General features: G+C 70.5%; 1 protein-coding gene (running past one end of the window). It reads left to right on the top strand.

Features of this window, described 5'->3' with window-relative positions:
- Positions 1 to 25,535 carry part of the coding region annotated (locus tag ON31_RS25615) for a non-ribosomal peptide synthase/polyketide synthase (protein ID WP_039817331.1) on the top strand (this coding region is incomplete at its 3' end). Its footprint begins 10,279 nt before the window's first position, so 25,535 of the 35,814 annotated nt are shown.

Raw genomic sequence — 25,535 nt, 5'->3', positions numbered from 1 at the left:
CCCTCGGCTCCGAGGACGACCCGCGCTCCCTCATCACCGAGCAGCTCGACTACTGGCGCGACACCCTGGCCGGACTGCCGGACGAACTGCGGCTGTCCACCGCGGCGCGGCCCGCCGTCGCCTCCTATCGGGCCGGGACGTACCGCTTCCAGCTCCCGGGTGAGCTGGTGACCGCGCTCAACCGGGTCGCCCAGACCCACGGCACCACGCTGTTCATGGTGGTGCACAGCGCCTTCGCCGCCCTGCTGTCGCGCCTGAGCGGCAGTGACGATGTGGCCGTCGGCATTCCGGTGGCCGGTCGTGGTGAACAGGCCCTCGACGACCTGGTCGGCATGTTCGTCAACACCCTGGTGCTGCGCTCGCAGGTCGACACCGGGGAGAGCTTCGCCGAGCTGCTGACGCGGGTCCGCGAGCGCGACCTGCAAGCCTTCGCGCACGCCGATGTGCCGTTCGAGCGCCTGGTCGAGGTGCTCAACCCGGCCCGCTCGCAGGCGCGGCATCCGCTGTTCCAGGTCATGCTGTCGTTCCAGAACCTCGGCCGCACGGCCCTGGAACTGCCGGGCCTCACCGTGGCACAGCTGGATATCGACCAGCAGACCGCCAAGTTCGACCTCCAGCTCACGCTGAGCGAGGTCGCCGCCGATGCCGACGTGGCGGCCATGGACGCCGAACTCGTCTACGCCACCGATCTTTTCGACGGCGCGTACGCCGACACCTTCGCCGAGCGTTTCGTGCGGGTGCTGTCGGCCGTGGCCGCCGATCCGACCGTGCGCGTGGGTGATCTGGAACTGCTCAGCGCCGCCGAGCGCACCCGGGTGCTCGACTCCTGGAATGCCACCGGCTTCGACCTGGCCGCCGCCCTGCCGGAGGTCGCCGCAGGCGCCGCCGCCACCCTGGTCTCCCTGTTCGAGGCCCAGGTCGAGCGCACCCCCGACACACCCGCGGTCTCGTACGAGGGGACAACCCTGTCGTACGCCGAGTTCGCCGCACGGGCACGCAAACTCGCCCGCTTCCTCATCGCCGAGGGCGTAGGCCCGCAATCCCACGTGGCCCTGGGCATGCGCCGCTCCCTGGACCTGGTGATCGGCATGTACGCCGTCACCCTGGCCGGTGGCGCGTACGTCCCGCTGGACCCGGACCACCCGGCCGAGCGCACCGAGTACATCCTCGACACCGCCGATCCGGTGTGCGTGCTCACCTCCGGCAGCGACATGGACGGCATCGGCGGGCGGCAGATCCGGATCGACGGACTGGATCTCTCCGACTTCGCCGACACTCCGGTGACGGATGCCGATCGCCGCGCTCCGCTGCGGCCCGGCAATACCGCCTACGTCATCTTCACGTCCGGTTCGACCGGCCGCCCCAAGGGCGTCGCCGTCTCGCACGCCGCCATCGTCAACCGCCTGGTGTGGATGCACGCCCAGTACGGGTTGGCCGCGTACGACGTGGTGTTGCAGAAGACCCCGTCCACCTTCGACGTGTCGGTGTGGGAGTTCTTCTGGCCGCTACAGGTCGGCGCGCGCCTCGTGGTCGCCAAGCCGGACGGGCACCGGGATCCGGTCTATCTCGCGGAACTCATTGCCCGCGAAGGCGTTACGGTCACCCACTTCGTGCCGTCCATGCTCGCGGTGTTCGTGGCGGAACCCGCCGCGGCCCGCGCCACCAGCCTGAGCCAGGTGTTCGCCTCCGGTGAGGCGCTGCCCGGCCCGACCGCGCAGCAGTTGCGCGCCCTGACCGGTGCGCGCCTGCACAATCTGTACGGCCCCACCGAGGCCGCGGTCGACGTGACCTATCACGAGGTCACCGATGCCGACGTGCACACCGTGCCGATCGGCGCTCCGGTGTTCAACACCCAGGTGTTCGTGCTGGATTCGCGGTTGCGGCCGGTTCCGGTGGGTGTCGCGGGTGAGTTGTATCTGGCGGGTGATCAGCTGGCCACCGCGTATGTGGCGCGGCCCGATTTGACCTCGGATCGGTTCGTGGCCAATCCGTTCGGTGACGGCGCTCGTATGTACCGCACCGGTGACCTGGTCACCTGGACCGCCGACGGTGAGCTGGAGTACCTGGGTCGTACCGACTTCCAGGTGAAGCTGCGCGGTCTGCGCATCGAACTGGGCGAGATCGAATCCGCGCTCACCGCGCTGGACGCCATCGCGCAGGCGGTGGTCGTGGTGCGCCACGACGAGCGCACCGGCGACCAGCTGGTGGCCTACCTGGTCGCGAACGGTGACATCGAACTGGAGACCGTGAAAGCCGAGCTGTCCCAACAGCTTCCGGCCTACATGGTGCCCGCCGCCTTCATGGTGCTGGACGCCTTCCCGCTCAATGCCTCCGGCAAGCTGGACCGCAGGGCGCTGCCCGCCCCCACCTTCGTCGCCAAGGTCTACCGTGCCCCGGCCACCCCGGTGCAGCAGACCGTGGCGGGCACCATCGCCGAGGTGCTCGGCGTGGAACGCGTCGGCCTGGACGACGACTTCTTCGAACTGGGCGGCAACTCGCTCATCGCCACCCAGGTGGCGGCCCGCCTGTCGGCCGCTCTGGACGCCGACATCCCGGTGCGGACCCTGTTCGAGGCGTCCACCGTGGCGGCGCTGGCCGCGCACCTGGAATCGCGCGTCGGCACCGGCGCGCGACTGCCGCTGACACCGCAGGAGCGGCCCGCCCCGGTGACCCTGGACACCGGTGAGTCGGCGCGGCTGGTGCCGCTGTCGCCCGCGCAGCAGCGCATGTGGTTCCTCAACCGCTTCGACAACCGCACCGCCGTCAACAACATCCCGGTGGCGCTGCGACTCACCGGTGAGGTCGACGCCACCGCCCTGGCCGCCGCCATCGGCGACGTGCTGGTCCGCCACGAGGCGCTGCGCACCGTCTACCCCGAGGTGGAGGGCAACGGCTACCAGCGCGTCCTCTCCCCGGGAGAGGTCTCCTTCGATCTCGACGCCGAGGAGATCGAGGCGGACGATCTGATCGCCCGCGTCACCGCGGCGTCCGGTGTGCACTTCGATGTCACGCGCGAACTGCCGTTCCGGGCGACCCTGCTCACCCTCGGCCCGCGCGAACACGTGCTCGTGCTGGTGCTGCACCACATCAGCGGTGACGGCTTCTCGCTGCGCCCGCTGCTGCGCGACGTGGTCGCCGCCTACCTGGACCGCAGCCGCGGCGAGGCCCCGAACTGGGCTCCGCTGCCGGTGCAGTACGCCGACTACGCGCTGTGGCAGCGCACCGTGCTCGGATCCGAGGAGGACCCGGATTCGGCCGCGGCGCGACAGCTCGCCTACTGGACCGAACAGCTACGCGACCTGCCGGACCAGATCGAACTGCCCACCGACCGGCCGCGCCCCGAGGTGGCCGGCAATGCCGGTGGGACGCACGACTTCTCGATCGACGCCGAGGTGCACCGGGCGCTGGCGGCCGTGGCCCGCGACCATGACGTGACCCTGTTCATGGTCGTGCACGCCGCCTTGGCCGCGTGGGCGTCGCGCCTGTCGCGCGCCACCGATATCGCCATCGGCACGCCGATCGCCGGACGCGGTGACCGCGCCCTGGACGATCTGGTCGGCATGTTCGTCAACACCCTGGTGCTGCGCACCCCGGTGCGCTCCGACGCGGCCTTCGCCGATCTGCTCGCCGAGGTGCGCCGCACCGACCTGGCCGCCTTCGCGCACGCCGACGTGCCGTTCGAACGTCTCGTCGATGTGCTCAGCCCGCAGCGTTCGCAGGCGCACCACCCGCTCTTCCAGGTGGCGCTGACCTTCGAGGCCGCCTCCGCCAAGGACGCGGGTTCGGTCTCGCTGCCGGGTCTGGACGTCGATGTCGTCGAATTCGACCCGGGCACGGCGAAATTCGATGTGCAGCTGACCGTGGGCGAGCGCGCCGACGGTTCGCTCGGCCTGTCCTGGAACTACGCCACCGAACTGTTCGACCCCGAAACCGTGGCCGCCTTCGCCGACCGGCTGGTGCGCATCCTGCGCGCGGTGGCCGAGGACCCGGCCGCCGTCATCGGCGATATCGACCTGCTCGGCGAGACCGAACGCCACGATGTGGCCGAGCACTGGGTCTCCGCGGGAACCGACGGTGGCAGTGGACTGTTCGCCGATCCGACCGTCACGCTGTCGGGTCTGTTCGACGCCGCGGTGGCCGCCCATCCCACGCGGGTGGCGGTGCGCTTCGGCGACGACGAGCTGACCTACTCGGAACTGGACCGGCGCGCCAATGTGCTGGCCCGCCGCCTCATCGCGGAGGGGGCCGGACCGGAATCCCTGGTCGCGGTGATCCTGCCGCGCTCGCTGGACCTGGTGGTCGCGCTGCTCGCGGTGATCAAGACCGGTGCGGGCTACGTGCCGGTCGACCCGACCGCACCGGCCGATCGCATCGCGTTCCTGCTCCAGGATTCGGCTCCGACCAGCGTCGTGGTCGATTCCACCGTGCAGGTGGAACTGCCCGCCACGCTGCCGACCGTGGTGCTCGACGGGTACACCGTCGAGGCGGGCGATATCGAGGATGCCGACGACGCGCCGGTGACCGACGCCGAACGGCTCAGCCCGCTGCGGCCCGAGCACGTCGCGTACGTCATCTACACCTCCGGCTCCACCGGCCGCCCCAAGGGCGTGGCCGTGTCGCACGCCAACGTGGTGCGGTTGTTCGCCAACACCGATCGCGAATTCGGTTTCGGCGCAGCGGATGTGTGGACGCTGTTCCACTCCTACGCCTTCGACTTCTCGGTGTGGGAGCTGTGGGGGCCGCTGCTCTACGGCGGCAAACTGGTCGTGGTCGACTACTACACTTCGCGCTCGCCCGAGCAGTTCCTGGAAATGCTGCGCCGCGAACGGGTCACGGTGCTCAACCAGACGCCGTCGGCCTTCTACCAGCTGGCCGAGGCCGATCGCATCGCGTCGGTGGCCAGCCGGGAATCCGGTACCGCCGTCGCGCCGCTGGCGCTGCGGTATGTGGTGTTCGGCGGTGAGGCCCTCGAGCTGCGCCGCCTCGGTGACTGGATCGCCCGCCACGGTGACAGCGCGCCGGTGCTGGTGAACATGTACGGCATCACCGAGACCACGGTGCACGTCTCGCACCGCGCGCTCGACGCCGCCACCATCGCGGCCGCCACCGGCAGCATCGTGGGTCGCGCCATCGCGGGCCTGCGGGTGTACGTGCTCGACGACCGCCTGCATCCGGTTCCGGTCGGTGTCGCGGGCGAAATGTACGTGGCCGGGCCGCAATTGGCGCGCGGCTATCTGGGCCGCCCGGACCTGTCCGCTTCCCGGTTCGTGGCCAGCCCGTTCGGTGTGCCCGGTGAGCGGCTGTACCGCTCCGGTGACGTCGCCCGTTGGAACCGCTTCGGCGAACTCGAATACCTCGGGCGCGCCGACGATCAGGTCAAGGTGCGCGGCTTCCGCATCGAACTCGGTGAGATCGAGGCCGCTGTACTCGCGCAGCCCGGTATCGCGCAGGCCGCGGTCATCGTCCGCGAGGATCAGCCCGGCGATCAGCGCATCGTCGCCTACGTGGTGGGCGAGGAGGGCGCCGCGCCCGACCTCGACACCGTGCGTGCGGGTGCGGGCGAGCGGCTGCCGTCCTACATGGTGCCGTCGGCGCTGGTGGTGCTCGATCGCATTCCGTTGACCGTCAACGGCAAACTGGATCGCCGCGCACTGCCCGCCCCGGCGGTGCAGGCCCGGGCCTTCCGCGCGCCGGAGACCCCGGTGCAGGAGACCGTCGCCGCCGTCTTCGCCGATGTCCTCGATCTGCCGCGCGTCGGTCTGGACGACGACTTCTTCGATCTGGGCGGCAACTCGCTCATCGCCACCCGCGTGGTCTCGCGCATCGGGTCCGCTCTCGACACCTCCGTCGCGGTCCGCACCCTGTTCGAGGCGTCCACCGTGGAGGCCATGGCGGCCCGCATCGAATCGCATGCCGATGGCGTCTCGCGCGCCAAGCTGGTCGCCCGCCAGCGCGGTGCGACCGAACTGGTGCCGCTGTCGTTCGCGCAGCAGCGCATGTGGTTCCTCAACCAGTACGACACCGGTTCGGCGGCCTACAACCTGCCGCTGGCCATCCGCCTGACGGGTGAACTCGACACCGCCGCACTGGAACTCGCCGTCGCGGATGTGGTGCGCCGCCACGAGTCGCTGCGCACCCGCTACCCCGAGCACGGCGGCACCCCCATGCAGGTGGTGGTCCCCGCCGACGAGGTCCGTCTGGACCTGAATCCGGTCGAGGTCGCCGCCGACGAGCTGACCACCCGCGTCACCGAGTTCGCCACCGCCGGATTCAATGTGGCCGAACAGGTTCCGCTGCGTGCCCGGCTGTACCGGGTCGAGGGCGCCGACGAGCACGTGCTCGTGGTGGTGGTGCACCATATCGCCGGTGACGGCTTCTCCATGGGGCCGCTGACCCGCGACGTGATGACCGCCTACACCGCGCGCACCCAGGGCGCGGTTCCCGGCTGGTCCCCGCTGCCGGTGCAGTACGCGGACTTCGCCATCTGGCAGCGCGAGGTGCTCGGCTCCGAGGAGGACGCCGGATCGCTGCTCGCCCGCCAGGTCGGCTACTGGCAGCGCACCCTGGACGGCATTCCGGACGAGCTGACCCTGCCCGCGGATCGCCCGCGCCCGGCCGTGGCCTCCCATCGCGGCGCGACGCTGCACCGGACGCTGTCGCCGGAACTCGTCGCGGCGCTGGAAGACGTTGCCCGCCAGCGGGGTTCGTCGCTGTTCATGGTGATGCACAGCGCCTTGAGCGTGCTGCTGTCGCGCCTGTCCGGTACCGACGACATCGCCATCGGCACCCCGGTCGCGGGTCGTGGTGAGCAGGCGCTCGACGACCTGGTCGGCATGTTCGTCAACACCCTGGTGCTGCGTACCGCCATCGATCCGGCCGAGCACTTCACCGATCTGCTGGAGCGGGTGCGCCGCACCGACCTGGACGCCTTCGGCAATGCCGACGTGCCGTTCGAGCGGCTGGTGGAACTGCTCGCGCCCGAGCGGTCGCAGGCGCGCAACCCGCTGTTCCAGGTGGTGCTGGCCTTCCAGAACCTGGACCGCACCAGCCTGGAGCTGCCCGGCCTGACCGTCTCCGCGCTGGATCTCGAGGAGAACGTCGCCCGCTTCGATCTCCAGTTCACCCTGTCCGAGCACGGAACCGACGGCATGGCGCTGGCCCTGACCTACGCCACCGACCTGTTCGACGCCGACACCGCCGCCGCCTTCGCGCAGCGCTGGGAGCGGGTGCTGACCGCCATCGCCGGTGATCCCGAGATCACCGTGGGCGGCATCGACATCCTCGACGCCACCGAACGCGCCGACCTGATCGCCCGCACCGGTGCGCCCGCCGAACCCGCGCGCACCCTGCCGGAGCTCATGTCCGACGCCGTCGCGCGCAACCCGCAGGGCATCGCGGTCGTCTACCCCGGCCGCGCCGGTGAGGACCGCGTCGAGCTCACCTACGCCGAACTCGACGCGCGGTCGAACCGCCTGGCGCGCCTGCTCATCGAGCGCGGCATCGGCTCCGAGGATCTGGTCGCCGTGGCCGTGCCGCGTTCGGCCGACTCCTACCTGGCCGAATGGGCGGTGTCCAAGACCGGTGCCGCCTTCGTGCCGGTGGACCCGACCTACCCGGCCGACCGCATCGCCCACATGGTCACCGACTCGGGTTCCCCGGTCGGTCTGACCGTGGCTTCGGTGCGCGACGGACTGCCGGAATCGGCGCAGTGGCTGGTGCTCGACGAACTCGAGCTGGACGGCTACGACAGCGCGCCGGTCACCGCGGCCGAGCGGGTGCGCCCGCTGCGTCCGGAGCATCCGGCGTATGTCATCTACACCTCCGGCTCCACCGGTCTGCCCAAGGGCGTCGTGGTCACCCACGCCGGTATGGCCAACTTCAGTGCCGAGCAGATCGAGCGCTACCACCTCGACACCGATTCGCGGGCACTGCATTTCGCGTCGCCGTCCTTCGACGCGTCCATGCTGGAGTTCCTGCTCGCGGTCGGCCCGGCGGGCACCCTCGTGGTGGTGCCGCCGGGTGTCTACGGCGGTGAGGAGCTCTCCGAGCTGATCCGCGCCGAGGGTGCGACGCACGCCTTCATCACCCCGGCGGCCATCGCCACCTTCGATCCCACCGGGCTCGACAGCCTGCGCATGCTGTGCGCCGGTGGTGAGGCGGTACCGCCGGAACTGGTGGCCAAGTGGGCGATTCCGTTGGCGGACGGCAGTATTCGTGCCTTCCACAATGGTTACGGTCCCACCGAGACCACCATCATGACCAATATCAGCGGCCCCATGACGCCGGGGGAGACCGTCACCATCGGCGGCCCCATCCGGGGTATGCAGTCGCTGATCCTCGACGACCTGTTGCGGCCGGTGCCCGAGGGGGTCGCGGGTGAGCTGTACCTGTCGGGCATCCAGCTGGCGCGCGGCTACCACGCGCGGCCGGGCCTGACCGCGGATCGCTTCGTCGCGAATCCGTATGTGCCGGGGGCGCGGATGTACCGCACCGGTGACGTGGTGCGCTGGCACCGCGGTGAGGTCGAGTATGTGGGCCGCTCCGACTTCCAGGTGAAGGTGCGCGGTTTCCGCATCGAGCTCGGTGAGATCGACGCCGCGCTGGCCTCGCACGACACCGTGGACTTCGCCGTCACCATCGGCCACCGCAATGCCGCCGGTGCGGTGTCGCTGGTGTCGTACGTGGTCGCGGCGCAGGGGCATGTCATCGACGTGCCGACCCTCACCGCGCATGTGGAACAGCGCCTGCCCGCCTACATGGTGCCGTCGTCGATCATGACCATCGACCGGGTGCCGCTGACCCCGGTCGGCAAGCTGGACCGCAAGGCGCTGCCGGAGCCGGTGTTCACCACCGAGGCCGCCTTCCGTGCGCCGCGTAATCCGGTGGAGCACACCATCGCCGAGGTCTTCGCCGAGGTGCTGGGTCTGGATCGGGTCGGTATCGACGACTCGTTCTTCGCCCTGGGCGGTGACTCCATCGTCTCCATTCAGCTGGTGTCGCGGGCCAAGGCGCGCGGTGTGGTGTTCAGTCCGCGCGACGTGTTCGAACAGCGCACCGTGGCCGGACTGGCCGCGGTGGCCGAAACCGCCGCGGCGCTGGGTGATATCGCGCCGAAGCTGGAGGAGCTGCCCGGCGGCGGAGTGGGCGAGCTGCCGCTCACCCCGGTCGTGCGGTTCATGGCGGAGCGGCGCGGTTCGTTCGGCCGCTTCAACCAGACCATGGCCCTGGAACTGCCGGTCGGCATCGACCGCGCCGGTATCGCGGCCACCGTCGCGGCCGTCATCGACCGCCACGACATGTTGCGGGCGCGCCTGTACCGCAACGAGTCCGGTGAATGGACGGTGCTGACCGCCGCGCCGGGCACCGCGGATGTGGACGCGCTCATCGACCACACCGTGTTCGACGCCGCGCTCGATGACGCCGCCCTGTTCGACACCGCGTCGGCCGCCCTGGACGCCGCCCTGGACCGGCTCGATCCGGCCGCGGGCGTGGTGATCCGGTTCGTATGGCTGGAACCGTCCCCGGTGTCCGAGGGTGAGCCGACCCGTGCCGGTCGCCTGATCGTCGCCGCCCACCACCTGGTGGTCGACGGCGTCACCTGGCGCATCCTGGTGCCCGACTTCGTCACCGCCTGGGGACAGCTGTCCTCCGGCCAGACGCCGGAACTCGCCGCACCCGCTACCAGCATGCGCACCTGGGCGCACGCGCTGGAGCGGGAGGCCCGCAGCGAGGAGCGGATCGCCGAGCTGGAGTACTGGCGCGGCGTGGTCGACGGCCCCGATCCGCTGCTCACCGCGCGACCCATGGATCCGGCCGTGGACGTCACCGAGGTCGTGCGCAAGCACCACGTCGAGGTGTCCGGAGAGGTCACCCGGTCGCTGCTCACCACGGTGCCCGCGCTGTTCCACGGCGGTGTCAACGACGGTCTGCTGACCGCGCTGGCGCTGGCCGTTGCCAAGTGGCGTGCGGACCGGGGCATCACGCCCGCCGGTACCGCGGGGGAGAGTGCGGGGGAGAAGTCTGCCCTAATTCGCCTGGAAGGCCACGGCCGTGAGGAAGAGGTCGTGCCGGGTGCCGACCTGTCCCGCACCGCGGGCTGGTTCACCGCCATCTTCCCGGTGCGGTTCGACCTGTCCGAGATCGATGTCGATGCCGCCCTCGCCGGTGGCCCGGCCATGGGCCGCGCCATCAAGGCCGTCAAGGAGCAGCTGCTCGCGGTGCCCGACAAGGGCCTCGGCTACGGCCTGCTGCGCTATCTGAACCCGGCCACGGCCGGACAGCTGCCCGCCGAACTGCCGGGCCAGGTCAGCTTCAACTACCTGGGCCGGGTCAACGAGGGCGATGTGCCCGAGGCGCTGCGCGGCTTCGGCTGGATTCCGGCCCCGGAACTGGGCGATCTCGGTGGCGCGTACGACGCCGACATGCCCGCCATGGCGCCGATCGACATCAACGCCATCGTGGTGGGCGACAAGCTCACCGCCAATATCGGCTACCCGAGCACCCTGCTCGACGCCGACGAGGTCGCCGCTTTCGGTCAGCTGTGGACCTCCGCACTGGAAGCCGTTGCCCGGCATGCCGATTCGGCCGACGCGGGCGGGCACACGCCGTCCGACTTCGGTCTGGTGCGGGTCACCCAGCGCGATATCGACGGCTGGGAGCGCCGCTTCCCCGGCCTCGATCAGGTGTGGCCGCTGTCGGCCCTGCAGGCCGGTCTGCTCTTCCACGCGCAGCTGGCCGCCACGTCGGTGGACGTCTACACCGCGCAGGCGGTGCTGACCCTCACCGGCCGCGTGGACGCCGACCGCCTGCGCGCCGCCGCCCAGGCGCTGATCGACCGGCACGAGATCCTGCGCACCGCCTACCTGAACGACGCGGCGGGCAACCCGGTGCAGCTGGTGCTCGACAGCGTGCGGGTGGCGTGGACCGACCACGACCTCAGCGCGACCCATGCCGACGCCGATGCGCGGTCGGCCGCGGCCGGTGAGATCATCGCCGCCGATCGGTTGCGGCGCTTCGACCTGACGCAGCCGCCGCTGATTCGCTTCACGCTGGTGCGCACCGGGGCCGACAGCTGGCAGCTGGCCGTGGCGAACCACCACATTCTGCTCGACGGCTGGTCCATGCCGCTGCTCATGCAGGACCTGCTGGTGCTGTACGCGACCCGCGCCGACAGCAGTGCGCTGCCGCCGGTCCGCTCCTACCGCAACTTCCTGGAATGGGTTGCGCGGCAGGACCGCTCCGCCTCGCTCGCGGCCTGGCAGCGGGCGCTGCGCGGCGTCTCCGAGCCCACCCTGCTCACCCGGCCCGACGCCGGCCGCGAGATCACGGCCCTGTCCGGCGAGTACTTCTTCGACCTGGACGAGGCCGCCACCGCACGGCTGACCAACCTGGCCGCACAGCTCGGCGTCACGCCGAACACCGTGCTGCAGACCGCGTGGGGCATGCTGCTCGGCCGTCTCACCGGCCGCGACGACGTGCTGTTCGGTACCACGGTGTCGGGCCGCCCGGCGCAGCTGGCCGGGGTGGAATCCATGGTCGGCCTGTTCATCAACACCGTTCCGGTGCGCATCGCCTTCGATCCGGCCGAGACGGTGCGCGCGCTGCTCACCCGCACTCAGGGTGAGCAGGCGGATCTGCTGGATCACCACTACATCGGCCTGGCCGACATCCAGTCGGCGGCGGGGGTCGGCGGACTGTTCGACACCCTCGTGGTGTTCGAGTCCTACCCGGTCGACGCCGACGGACTGCGGGCGCAGGCCGCCGATATCGACGGTATGGCCGTCACCGGCCTGGACGCCGCCGACGCCACCCACTACCCGCTGACGCTCATCGCGCAGCTCGACAGCCGCCTGCGGATTCGCGCGGGCTATCTGCGGGATCTGTTCGACGAGAACACCGTTCGCCGCATCGCCGACCGCCTGGTGCGGGTGCTGCACGCCATCACCGCCGAACCCGGTGCGGCCGTGGGCGATATCGAACTGCTCGACGCCGCCGAACGCTCGCTGGTGGTGGAGCAGTGGAACGACACCACCGTCGACCTGGACTTCGACCTGTCCATCCTGGTGTCGAATCCGGGTGGGGCCGATGTGGCCGCCATCAACGGCGATATCGTGCGCACCGCCGACGGTGATGCCGCCGCGACCCTGATCGCGCTCTTCGAGGCGCAGGCCGCCCGCACCCCGGACGCCGTCGCCGTGTCCTTCGAGGGCACCGAACCGCTGACCTACGCCGAGTTCGCTGAGCGCGTGCACCGTCTGGCCCGCTGGCTCGTCGAGCGCGGCGTCGGCGCGGAAACCTGTGTGGCCCTGGGTATGCGCCGCTCCATCGACCTGGTGGTCGGCATGTACGCCGTGGTCGCCGCCGGTGGCGCGTACGTGCCGCTGGACCCCGATCACCCGGCCGAGCGCATCGAGTACATTCTCGACACCGCCGACCCGGTCACCGTGCTGACCTCCGGCGCGGATCTCGATATCGACACCGCGCAGGTGCGGATCGATCTGCTCGACCTGAGCAGCTACTCGGCCGCGCCGCTGCGCGACGCCGACCGGCTGGTGCCGCTGCGTCCGACCGACACCGCGTACGTGATCTTCACCTCCGGTTCCACCGGCCGCCCCAAGGGTGTCGCCGTCTCGCACGGCGCGATCGTCAACCGCCTGGTGTGGATGCAGGACGCGTACAACCTCACCGGCAAAGACGTTGTGCTGCAGAAGACTCCGGCCACCTTCGACGTGTCGGTGTGGGAGTTCTTCTGGCCGCTCCAGGTCGGCGCGCACCTGGTGGTCGCCAAGCCCGACGGCCACCGCGATCCCGCCTACCTCGCCGAGCTCATCGCCCGCGCAGGCGTCACGGTCATCCACTTCGTGCCGTCCATGCTCGCGGTGTTCGTCGCCGAGGCGGCGGCCGCGCAGGCCACCAGCCTGCGGATGGTGTTCGCCTCCGGTGAGGCGCTCTCGCCCAAGCCCGCGCACCGCCTGCGCGAGCTGACCGGCGCGGAGCTGCACAACCTGTACGGCCCCACCGAGGCCGCGGTCGACGTCACCTACCACCAGGTCACCGCCGCCGACACCGAGACCGTGGCCATCGGCCGCCCGGTGTTCAACACGCAGGTGTACGTGCTGGATTCGCGGTTGCGGCCGGTTCCGGTGGGTGTCGCGGGTGAGCTGTACCTGGCGGGCGATCAGCTGGCCACCGCGTATGTGGCGCGGCCGGATCTGACCTCGGATCGCTTCGTGGCCAACCCGTTCGGCGACGGGCAGCGCATGTACCGCACCGGCGACCTCGTGGTGTGGACCGCCGACGGCGAGCTGGAGTACATCGGCCGCACCGACTTCCAGGTGAAGTTGCGCGGTCTGCGCATCGAACTGGGCGAGATCGAAACCGCGCTCACCGCACAGGATTCGGTGGCGCAGTCGGTGGTCGTGGTGCGCCACGACCAGCACACCGGCGATCAGCTGGTCGGCTATGTCATCGCCGCCCCGGGCCGGACCGTGGACGCCGACGCGGTGCGTGCCGAACTGGGCGATCAGCTGCCGTCCTACATGGTGCCGTCGGTGCTCATGGTGCTCGACGAGTTCCCGCTCAACGCCTCCGGCAAGCTGGACCGCAAGGCGCTGCCCGCGCCGGTGTTCGAGGCCGCGGTCTTCCGCGCCCCGACCACCCCGGTGGAGCAGATCGTCGCCGGTGTCTTCGCCGAGGTGCTCGGCCTGGAGCGGGTCGGCCTGGACGACGACTTCTTCGCCCTGGGCGGCAACTCGCTGTCCGCCACCCAGGTGGCGGCCCGGCTGTCCGCCGCCCTGGACACCCAGATCGGCGTGCGCGAGATCTTCGAGGCATCGGTCGTGCACACCCTGGCCGATCGCGCCGAGAGCCGGACCGGCACCGGCGCGCGCCAGGCGCTGACCCCGCAACCGCGGCCCGAACTGGTGCCGCTGTCGCTGGCCCAGCAGCGCATGTGGTTCCTCAACCGGTTCGATCCCGAATCGGCCGTGGACAATATTCCGGCCGCCGTGCGGCTGTCGGGTCTGCTGGACCGGCAGGCCCTGCAGATCGCGGTCGCGGACGTGCTGGCGCGCCACGAATCCCTGCGCACCCGCTACCCCGAGATCGACGGCACCGCGCATCAGGAGATCGTGCCCACCGCCCAGGTCATCCCCGACCTGACACCGGTGGACGTCACCGAAGCCGAACTGCCGCAGGCGCTCTCGGATCTGGTGCTGCGCGGCTTCGACGTCACCGCCGAGGTGCCGTTCCGGGCTCGCCTGTTCGAGATCACCCCGACCGAACACGTGCTCGCTCTGGTGGTGCACCACATCTCCGGAGACGGCGCGTCCATGCTGCCGCTCACCCGGGATGTCATGACCGCCTACAGCGCGCGCGTCGAGGGCGGCGAACCGGCCTGGCAGCCGCTCGAGGTCCAGTACGCCGACTTCGCGCTGTGGCAGCGCGAGGTGCTCGGCCGCGAGGACGATCCCGAATCGGTCATCTCCCAGCAGATCTCGTACTGGGGCGACACCCTGCGCGGTCTGCCCGAACAGCTGGACCTGCCCGCCGACCGGCCGCGCCCCGCCGTGGCCAGCGGGCGCGGCGCGACGCACACCTTCCGGATCGACGCCGACACCCATGCCGGTCTGGTGGAGCTGGCCCGCGCCAACGGTGCGACGTTGTTCATGGTCGCGCACGCGGCGCTGGCGGCGCTGCTGTCGCGACTGTCCGGCGAGGCGGATATCGCCATCGGCACGCCGGTGGCGGGCCGTGGCGAACGCGCCCTGGACGATCTGATCGGCATGTTCGTCAACACCCTGGTGCTGCGGACCCCGATCGACGGCGGCAGCTCCTTCACCGACCTGCTGGCGTCGGTGCGTACGACCGATATCGCGGCCTTCGGACACGCCGACCTGCCGTTCGAGCGCCTGGTGGAGATCCTCAACCCGGCGCGCTCGCAGGCCCGGCACCCGCTGTTCCAGGTCATGCTGTCGTTCCAGAACACCGGACCGGCTGAACTGGAGCTGCCCGGCCTGACCGCCAGCGGCGTCGACATGCCCATCGACACCGCCAAGTTCGACCTCCAACTGGTGCTGGAGGAGATGAACGCGGCCGCACAGGTGTCGGGCAACGGCGCCGCGCCGTCCGGTGCCGCCGCCGGGCCGTCGGGCATCGCCGCCGAACTCATCTACGCCACCGATCTGTTCGACGCCGACACCATGGTCGAATTCGGCCAGCGGTTCGAGGCGCTGCTGAAAGCCGTTGCCGCCGAACCGAAGCGGCCGATCGGCGATATCGACCTGCTCGCCGACGACGAGCGGCGGCTGGTGCTCGACACCTGGAACGACACCGCCGTGGACATCGTCGACGGGGTGCCGGACGGGGCCGCCGAGACACTGGTGTCGCTGTTCCAGGCACAGGCCGCGACCAGCGCGAACGCGCCCGCGCTCACCTTCGAGGGGACAGGTCTGTCCGCAGTCGGAGCGGGACCGTCCGCGAACCGAAGCACCCTCACCTACGGTGCGTTCGGCGAACGGGTCCACCGCCTCGCCCGGCATCTGATCGCCCAGGGTGTCGGTCCGGAATCGCTGGTGGCCCTGGCCATTCGCCGCTCCGCCGACCTCGTGGTCGCCATGTACGCCGTACTGGAGGCCGGTGGCGCGTACGTGCCGCTGGATCTCGACCAGCCCGCCGAGCGCCTGGACTACGTGCTCGAGGTGGCGCGCCCCGCCCTGGTGCTGACCACCGCCCGGGACGCCTACCGGACCGCCCACGACGTGGTGGAGATCGACACCCTCGACCTCACCGGCCACGCCGCCACTCCGGTGACGGACGCCGAACGGGCACGGCCGCTGCGGCCCGCCAATACCGCGTACGTGATCTTCACCTCCGGTTCCACCGGCCGCCCCAAGGGCGTCGCGGTGCCGCATGCGGCGGTGGTGAACCAGATCCGCTGGATCACCACCGAATACGGGCTCGACGCCGACGACGTGGTGCTGTTCAAGACCCCCGCCACCTTCGACGTGTCGGTGTGGGAGTTGTTCGGCCCCTTGGCCACCGGCGGCCGCATGGTGGTCGCCGCACCCGACGGGCACCGCGATCCGCAGTACCTCGCCGACATCATCGCGGCCGAGCGGGTCACCATGACCTCGTTCGTGCCGTCCATGCTGACCGTCTTCGCGGGCAGCGCGGACCCGGCGGCGCTCACCTCACTGCGCACCCTGCTGGTGGCCGGTGAGGCGTTCACCGCCGATGCGGTGCAGGCGTACCGCCGGATCAATGCCGCCGATCTGCACAACCTGTACGGCCCCACCGAGTTCACCGTCCACGCCACCTACGCGGCGGCCGACGACGACGTGCAGGCTGCGGTGCCGATCGGCGCACCGGTGTGGAATGCCCGTGCCTACGTGCTGGATTCGCGGCTGCACCCGGTCGCCCCGGGTGTCGCCGGTGAGCTGTACCTGGCGGGCGCGCAGGTGGCGCGCGGCTATGTCGGCCGGGCCGACCTGACCGCGGATCGCTTCGTGGCCGACCCCTTCCACCCCGGCGAGCGGATGTACCGCACCGGCGACCTGGTGAAGTGGACGGCCGCGAGTGGTGCGTCGGACAGCGCCGGTCAGCTGGTCTACCTGGGCCGCACCGACTTCCAGGTGAAGCTGCGCGGTCTGCGCATCGAGCTCGGTGAGATCGAATCCGCGCTCACCGCGCACGAGTCGGTGGCGCAGGCCGTGGTCGTCATGCGCTCCGACGCCCGCACCGGCGACCGCCTCGTGGGCTACGTGGTGCCGAGCGCCGGTGCGATCGACGCCGACGCCCTGCGCGCGCGCCTGTCGGCGCACCTGCCGTCCTACATGGTTCCGGCCGCCCTGGTGGCGCTCGACGCCATGCCGCTCAATGCCAACGGCAAACTCGACCGCAAGGCCCTGCCCGAGCCGGAGTTCGAGGCGCGCGAGTTCCGCGCCCCCGCCACTCCGATCGAGGAGACCGTCGCCGGCGTCTTCGCCGAGGTACTGGGCACCGATCAGGCCATCGGTATCGACGACGACTTCTTCGAGCTCGGCGGCAACTCGCTCATCGCCACCCAGGTCGTCGCCCGTCTCGGCGCGGCCCTGGACACCCGGGTGCCGGTGCGCCTGCTGTTCGAGGCCCCCACCGTGGCGGCCCTGGCGGTGCGCCTGGAGACCGAGACCGGCAGCGGCGGACGCCGCGCCCTGGTGGCGGGGGAGCGGCCCGAGGAGATTCCGCTGTCGCTGGCGCAGCAGCGCATGTGGTTCCTCAACCGCTTCGACGCCCAGTCGGCGGTCAACAACATTCCGATGGCCGTGCGGCTGTCCGGCGATCTCGATGTGGACGCGCTGCTGCACGCCGTCGGGGATGTGGTGGACCGGCACGAGGTGCTGCGCACCTACTACCCGACCGATGATCGCGGTCGCGGCGTACAGGTCGTCCTGCCCGCCGGCTACCGCATTCCGGACCTGGGGCCGGTCGCGGTGGGTGAAGCCGACATCACCGCCGCGATCAGCGAACTGGTGCTCACCGGGTTCGATGTCACCGCCGAAGTCCCGGTGCGCGCCAAGCTGTTCCGCGTCAGCGACGCCGAACAGCCCACGCATGTACTGGTTTTCGTGGTGCACCACATCTCCGGTGACGGCTGGTCGGTGCGCCCGCTGGCACGCGATGTCATGGTCGCCTACGCGGCGCGCGCCAACGGCGACGCCCCCGGCTGGGCTCCGCTGCCGGTGCAGTACGCCGATTTCGCGCTGTGGCAGCGCGATGTGCTCGGTTCCGAGGACGACGCGGACTCGCTGATCTCGCAGCAGGTGTCGTACTGGTCCGATGCGCTGGCCGGGCTGCCGGACCAGCTGGACCTGCCGTCGGACCGCCCGCGCCCCGCCGTGGCCTCCAATCAGGGTGGCGTGCACGAGTTCACCATCGACACCGCCCTGCTCGACGGCCTGAACCGCCTGGCCCGCGAACACGGTGCCAGCCTCTTCATGGTCGTGCACGCGGCCTTCGCGGCCCTGCTGTCGCGCCTGTCCGGCTCCGACGACGTGGCCATCGGCACCGCCGTCGCGGGCCGTGGCGAAGCGGTGCTGGACGACGCCATCGGCATGTTCGTCAACACCCTGGTGCTGCGCACCGGCGTGGACACCGGTGAGAAGTTCACCGAGTTGCTCGCCCGTACCAAGGACGCCGACCTGGCCGCCTTCGGCCATGCGGACCTGCCGTTCGAGCGGCTGGTGGAAATCCTGAATCCGCCGCGCTCGCAGGCCCGCCACCCGCTGTTCCAGGTCATGCTGTCGTTCCAGAACACCGGCGAGGCCAGCTTCACCCTGCCGGGCCTGGAGGTCGCGGGCGTTCCGCTGGACGTGGTCACCTCCAAGTTCGACCTGCACCTCAACCTCACCGAACGCCTCGGCGACGATGGTGCGGTCGAGGGCATGTACGCCGAATTCGCCTACGCCACCGATATGTTCGAGGCCGACACGGTCGCGGGCTTCGCCGAGCGGCTGGTGCGGATGCTGAGCGCGGTGGTGGCCGAGCCGACCTCCTTCGTCGGCGATATCGACCTGCTCGACGAGTCCGAACGCGCCCTGGTGCTGCACGACTGGAACGCCACCGGCGCAGCGGTCGACCGCACCGCGACCCTGGTGTCGATGTTCGAGGCGCAGGCCCTGACCAGCCCCGATGCCACCGCCCTGGTATTCGAGGGGACAAGTGTTTCCTATGGCGAGTTCACCGCCCGGGTGAACCGCCTGGCCCGCCACCTCATCGCCCAGGGCGTGGGCCCGGATTCCCTGGTGGCCCTGGGCATGCGGCGTTCGGCGGAGCTGGTCGTCGGCATGTACGCCGTGACCGTGGCCGGTGGCGCGTACGTGCCGCTGGATCCGGATCACCCGGCCGAGCGCACCCACTACGTGCTCGACACCGCGCGACCGGTGACGGTGCTGACCACCTCGCGCGACGGCTTCGACGCCGGTGCCTACGAGGCGCTCGCGATCGACCGCCTGGATCTGTCGGCCTACAGCGACGCCCCGCTGACCGACGCGGAACGCCGTGCGCCGCTGGCCCCGTCGAATACCGCGTACGTGATCTTCACCTCCGGTTCCACCGGCCGCCCCAAGGGCGTCGCGGTGAGCCACGAGGCCATCGTCAACCGCCTCGTCTGGATGCAGGCCGCCTACGGCCTCACCCCGGACGACGTGGTGCTCCAGAAGACCCCGGCCACCTTCGACGTGTCGGTGTGGGAATTCTTCTGGCCCTTGCAGATCGGCGCGACCCTGGTCGTCGCCAAGCCGGACGGCCACCGCGACCCCGCGTACCTGGCCGAACTCGTCACCGCGCACGGCGTTACCACGGCGCACTTCGTGCCGTCCATGCTGTCGGTCTTCGTGGCCGAGGATCGTGCCGCCGAATGCACCAGCCTGCGCAACGTTTTCGCCTCCGGTGAGGCGCTGCCCGCGCCGACCGCGCAGAAGCTGCGCGAGCTGACCGGCGCGACGCTGCACAACCTGTACGGCCCCACCGAGGCCGCGGTCGACGTCACCTTCCACGAGGTGACCGACGCCGACATCGCCTCCGTGCCGATCGGTGCGCCGGTCTTCAACACCCGGGTGTACGTGCTGGATTCGCGGCTGCACCCGGTCGCCCCGGGGGTCGCGGGTGAGCTCTACCTCGCGGGCGTGCAGTTGGCGCGCGGCTACGTCGGCCGCCCGGATCTGACCGCCGACCGCTTCGTGGCCGATCCGTTCGGAACCGGTGAGCGCATGTACCGCACCGGCGACCTGGTGAAGTGGACCGGTGCCGGTGAGTTGGAGTACCTGGGCCGCACCGACTTCCAGGTGAAGCTGCGCGGTCTGCGCATCGAACTGGGCGAGATCGAATCCGCGCTCACCGCGCTGGACGCCATCGCGCAGGCGGTGGTCGTGGTGCGCCACGACGACCGCCTCGGCGATCAGCTGGTCGGCTATGTCATCCCGGCCGCGGGCCAGGTCGTCGACAGTGAATCGGTGCGCGCGGCCCTGGGCGACGAGCTGCCCGGCTACATGGTGCCGTCGGCCTACGTTGTGCTGGACGCCTTCCCGCTCAATGCCTCCGGCAAGCTGGACCGCAAGGCGCTGCCCGCGCCGGTGTTCGAGGCCAAGGTGTTCCGGGCCCCGTCCACCCCGATCGAGGAGATCGTCGCCAACACCTTCTCCGACGTGCTCGGCCTCGGCCGGGTCGGCGTGGACGACGACTTCTTCGAACTCGGCGGAAATTCGCTGATCGCCACCCAGGTCACCGCCCGCATCGGTGCGGCCCTGGACACCCGGCTCGCGGTGCGCGACCTGTTCGAGGCGTCCACCGTGGCGGCGCTGGCCGCTCGCGTGGAACGCAATGCCGGATCCGGACGTGCCCGGCCGCGCCTGGTGGCGGGGGAACGGCCGCAGTCGATTCCGCTGTCCCCAGCACAGCAGCGCTACTGGTTCCTCAACCAGTTCGACACCAGCACCTCGGCGGTGGACAACATCCCGCTGGCGGTGCGACTCACCGGCACCCTGGACCTCACCGCGCTGGAGGAGGCCATCGGGGATGTCATCGCCCGCCACGAGGTGCTGCGCACCATCTACCCGGGCGGTGCGGCCGGACCGCGCCAGGAGATCCTGCCCGCCTCGCAGACCGATCTCATGCTCGTCCCCGAGGGCGTGCGTGAGGAGGGCCTACTAGGCAAGATCGTCGAATTCGCCATGACCACCTTCGATGTCACCATCGAGGTGCCCATCGCGGTGCGGCTGTTCCGCATCACCGATGCCCCGGCCGAAGAACACGTGCTGGCCTTCACCGTCCATCACGTCTCCGCCGACGGCTCCTCCATGGGCCCGCTGGCACGCGATGTCATGGCCGCCTATATGGCGCGCGTGGAGGGCGACGCCCCGAACTGGGCTCCGCTGCCGGTGCAGTACGCCGACTACGCGCTGTGGCAGCGCGAGGTGCTCGGCTCCGAGGACGACGCCGAATCGCTTGCCGCACAGCAGGTCGCCTACTGGAAGCAGGCCCTGGCCGAGCTGCCCGACCAGCTGGAGCTGCCCACCGACCGCCCGCGCCCGCCCGCCCAGTCCTTCCACGGCAAGGCGCTGCGCTTCGATATCGACCCGGAGCGGCACGCCCGCCTGCACGAACTGGCCCGCGCCAACAACGCGTCGCTGTTCATGGTCGTGCACGCCGCGCTGGCGGTGCTGCTGTCGCGCCTGTCCGGCACCGACGACATCGCGGTCGGCACCCCGATCGCGGGCCGCGGTGAGCGGGAACTCGACGATCTCATCGGCATGTTCGTCAACACCCTGGTGTTCCGCACCAGGGTGGACGGCGGCGCGACCTTCGCCGAGCTGCTGGCCGAGGTGCGCGAACGCGACCTGGAAGCCTTCGCCAATGCCGACGTGCCGTTCGAACGGCTCGTCGAGGTGCTGAACCCGGTGCGCTCCACCGCCCGCAACCCCCTGTTCCAGGTTGGCCTGTCCTTCCAGAACCTGGCCGAGACCAGCTTCCAGCTGCCCGGCCTGCACGTGGCCCCGGTCCAGTTCGAATCGCAGCTGGCCAAGACCGACCTGCACGTGACGCTCTACGACCGGTACGCCGAGGACGGCACCCCGGCCGAGATCCTCACCGAATTCGGTTACGCCACCGACCTGTTCGACGAATCCACCGTGCGCGGCTTCGCCGACCGGTTCCTGCGGGTGCTCGATGCCGTCCTCGCCGACACCGCGGTACCGGTCGGAGAGATCGACCTGCTGGACGCGGCCGAGAGCGAGCGCATCCTGCGGGCGTGGAACGACACCGCGCAGCCGGTGGACCGCGACGCCACCCTGGTATCGCTGCTCGATGCCAGCGTGGCCGCCGATCCGAAGTCGGACGCCATCGTGGCCGACACCGCCGACGGCGCCGTCACGCTGACCTACGCCGAACTCGACGCGCGGGTCAACACCCTGGCCCGCCACCTCATCGAGCGCGGCATCGGCACCGAAGATCGGGTGGCCCTGGCCATTCGGCGCTCGGTGGACCTGGTCGTCGCCATGTACGCGGTCGCCAAGAGCGGTGCCGCCTACGTGCCGGTCGACCCGGACCAGCCCGCCGAACGCGTCGGCTACATCCTGGAGACGGCCGCCCCCGCCGCCGTACTCACCACGGGCCGTGAGGGTTTCACCACCGACGTGACCGACGTGGTGCGCATCGACGAGATCGACCTGTCCGCCTACCCGACCGCGCCGATCACCGATGGCGAGCGGGTGCGCGCGCTGACCGCCGCCAACACCGCCTACGTCATCTTCACCTCCGGTTCGACCGGCCGCCCCAAGGGCGTCGCGGTGCCGCACGGTGCGGTGGTCAACCAGCTGCTCTGGAAAAACACCGAATTCGGGCTCGACCCGGCCGACGCGGTGCTGCTCAAGACCGCCGCCACCTTCGACCTGTCGGTGTGGGAGTTCTGGTCCGCCGCGGCCTGCGGTGGCCGACTCGTCATCGCACTGCCCGACGGGCACAAGGATCCGGCGTACCTGAACGAGCTCATGGCCCGGGAGTGGGTCACCACGCTGCATGTGGTGCCGTCCATGCTCGACGCCCTGCTCACGGCGGGCTCCGGTACGCCGCATCCGGAGGCCGCGAGCGGCGACGCGCAGCGAGTCGGGCTGCCGGATTCGCTGTGGCGGGTGCTCGCCATCGGCGAGGCGCTGCCCGGTTCGGTCGCGCAGCGGATGCGCCGCACCTGCCCGCGCACCGAGCTGTTCAACCTGTACGGCCCCACCGAGGCCGCGGTGTCCATCACCAGCCACCGGGTCAGCGACGCCGACGAGGTGTCGGTGTCCATCGGTGCGCCGGAATGGAACAGCCGGGTGTACGTGCTGGACGCGCGACTGCGGCCGGTGCCGGTGGGCGTATCCGGTGAGCTGTACCTCGCCGGTGACCAGCTGGCGCGCGGCTACTTCGCGCGACCTGATCTCACCGCCGACCGCTTCGTCGCGAATCCGTTCGAGGACAACGGCTCCCGCATGTACCGCACCGGCGACCTGGTCGCCTGGACGGACAACGGCGAGCTGGAGTACCGGGGCCGCACCGACTTCCAGGTGAAGATCCGCGGCTTCCGCATCGAACTCGGCGATATCGAGGCCGCGCTGCTGCGCCAGCCCGACATTGCCTCGGCCGCCGTCGTGGCGCACCATGATCCGAGCGTCGGCGACCGCTTGGTGGCCTATGTGGTGGGCACCGACGGCGAGATCGACAAGCGCGCCCTGCAATCGGCGCTGTCGGCCGAACTGCCGTCGTACATGGTGCCGTCGGTGCTGATGCAGCTGGATGTGCTGCCGTTGAACGCCAATGGCAAGCTCGACCGCAAGGCGCTGCCGGAACCCACCTTCGAGAAGGCGGTCTTCCGCGCCCCGGTCACTCCGATCGAGCAGATCGTGGCCGCGGTGTTCACGGAGGTGCTGCGCGTCGAGGGCACCGCCCGTATCGGCTTGGACGACGACTTCTTCGCCTGGGGCGGAAACTCCCTGCTCGCCACCCAGGTGGCTGCCCGTCTCGGCGAGGCGCTCAACACGCGGGTGCCGGTGCGGCTGCTGTTCGAGGCGTCCACCGTGGCCGCGCTGGCGGCGCGGGTGGAACTCGACGCCGGGGCCGGTGGCCGCAAGGCGCTCACCGCCGGGCCGCGCCCGGAGCACATCCCGCTGTCGCTGGCGCAGCAGCGCATGTGGTTCCTCAACCGGTTCGACACCTCGTCGGCCGCCTATAACGTGCCCGTGGCAGTGCGGCTGTCCGGCGCGCTCGATGTGGATGCGCTGCGCACCGCCGTCGCGGATGTCGTTGCCCGCCACGAGATCCTGCGCACCGTCTACCCGCAGACCGAGCAGGGGCCGGTGCAGGTCATCCTGCCGCCCGCCCAGGCGGTGCCGCAGCTCGAGGTGCGCAGCGTCGATATCGAGGATGTCGCCGCCGCCGTGGTGGAGCTGACCTCCACCATCTTCGACGTCACCACCCAGGTGCCGTTGCGGGTAGCGCTGTTCGAGATCGCGGATGGTGAATACGTCCTCGCCATGGTCGTGCACCACATCTCCGGTGACGGCTCCTCGGTCGGCCCGCTGACCCGGGACCTCATGACGGCGTACGCCTCCCGTGCCATGGGCTCCGAGCCCGCGTGGGCTCCGCTGGCGGTGCAGTACGCCGACTACTCCATCTGGCAGCGCGAACTGCTCGGCAGCGAGGACGATCCGAACTCGCTGGCCACCAAGCAGGTCGCGTACTGGAAGCAGGCCCTCGCCGGGCTGCCGGACCAGCTCGACCTGCCCTCGGACCGGCCGCGTCCCGCCGTGCAGTCCTTCCAGGGCGGCCGGGTCGAGATCCACGTCGACGCCGACACCCACCGCGCGCTGGTCGAATTGGCGCGCACCGAGGGCGCGACCCTGTTCATGGTCGTGCACACCGCGCTCGCGGTGCTGCTGGCCCGACTGTCCGGCACCGACGACATCGCCATCGGCACCCCGATGGCGGGTCGCGGCGAGGCCGTCCTGGACGACCTGATCGGCATGTTCGTCAACACCCTCGTCTTCCGCACCCAGGTGGCGGCCGACGAGCCGTTCACGGACCTGCTGCGTCGCCAGCGCGAAACCGATATCCAGGCCTTCGCACACGCCGACGTGCCGTTCGAGCGTCTGGTCGAGGTGCTCAACCCGGTGCGCTCCACCGCCCGGCATCCGTTGTTCCAGGTCGGCCTGTCCTTCCAGAACCTGGCCCAGTCCAGCCTGGAACTGCCCGGCCTGACCGTGTCCGGACTGGATATCGACACCGAGCTGTCCCAGTTCGACCTGCACCTCATCGCCACCGACCGCTACGACGAAACCGGTGCGCCCGAGGGCATTACCGGCTTCTTCACCTACGCGACCGACATGTTCGAGCGCGACACGGTGCAGGGCTTCGTCGACCGCTTCACCCGGCTGCTCGGCGAGATCATCGCCGCGCCGCGCACCCCCGTCGGCGATCTGGAACTGCTGGCCCCGGCCGAGCGCGCCGAGTCGCTGACTGTGCGCAATGCCACCGCGCACGACACCGATACGGCGGCGACGCTGGCCTCCATGCTGGAGGCGACGGTGGCGGCCAAGCCCACCGCGGTGGCACTCATCGGCCCCGACGGCGAGGCATTGACCTACGCCGAACTCGGCCGCCGGGTGAATCGCCTGGCCCGGCACCTGATCTCGCAGGGTGTCGGTCCGGAGGCGCGGGTGGCGCTGGCGCTGCGGCGCTCGGTGGACCTGGTGGTGGCGATGTACGCGGTCTCGGTCGCCGGTGGCGCGTACGTGCCGGTCGATCCGGATCAGCCCGCCGAGCGCACCGGCTACATCCTGGAGACCGCCGCGCCGGTGTGCGTGATCACCGACGTGGCAGCGGGATTCACGACCGAGGTCGCGCCGCTCATCTCGCTGGACGAGCTGGACCTGTCGACGTTGGACGGCGCGGCCGTCACCGCCGCCGAGCGGGTCACCCCGCTGCGCCCGCACCACACGGCGTATGTCATCTTCACTTCGGGTTCG

It is taken from the genome of Nocardia otitidiscaviarum NBRC 14405, assembly GCF_000308635.1.
GTDB classification, from domain to species: Bacteria; Actinomycetota; Actinomycetes; order Mycobacteriales; family Mycobacteriaceae; genus Nocardia; species Nocardia otitidiscaviarum.
Note: the sequence above shows the minus strand (reverse complement) of the source record. Positions and strands in the feature narration are given on the sequence as shown.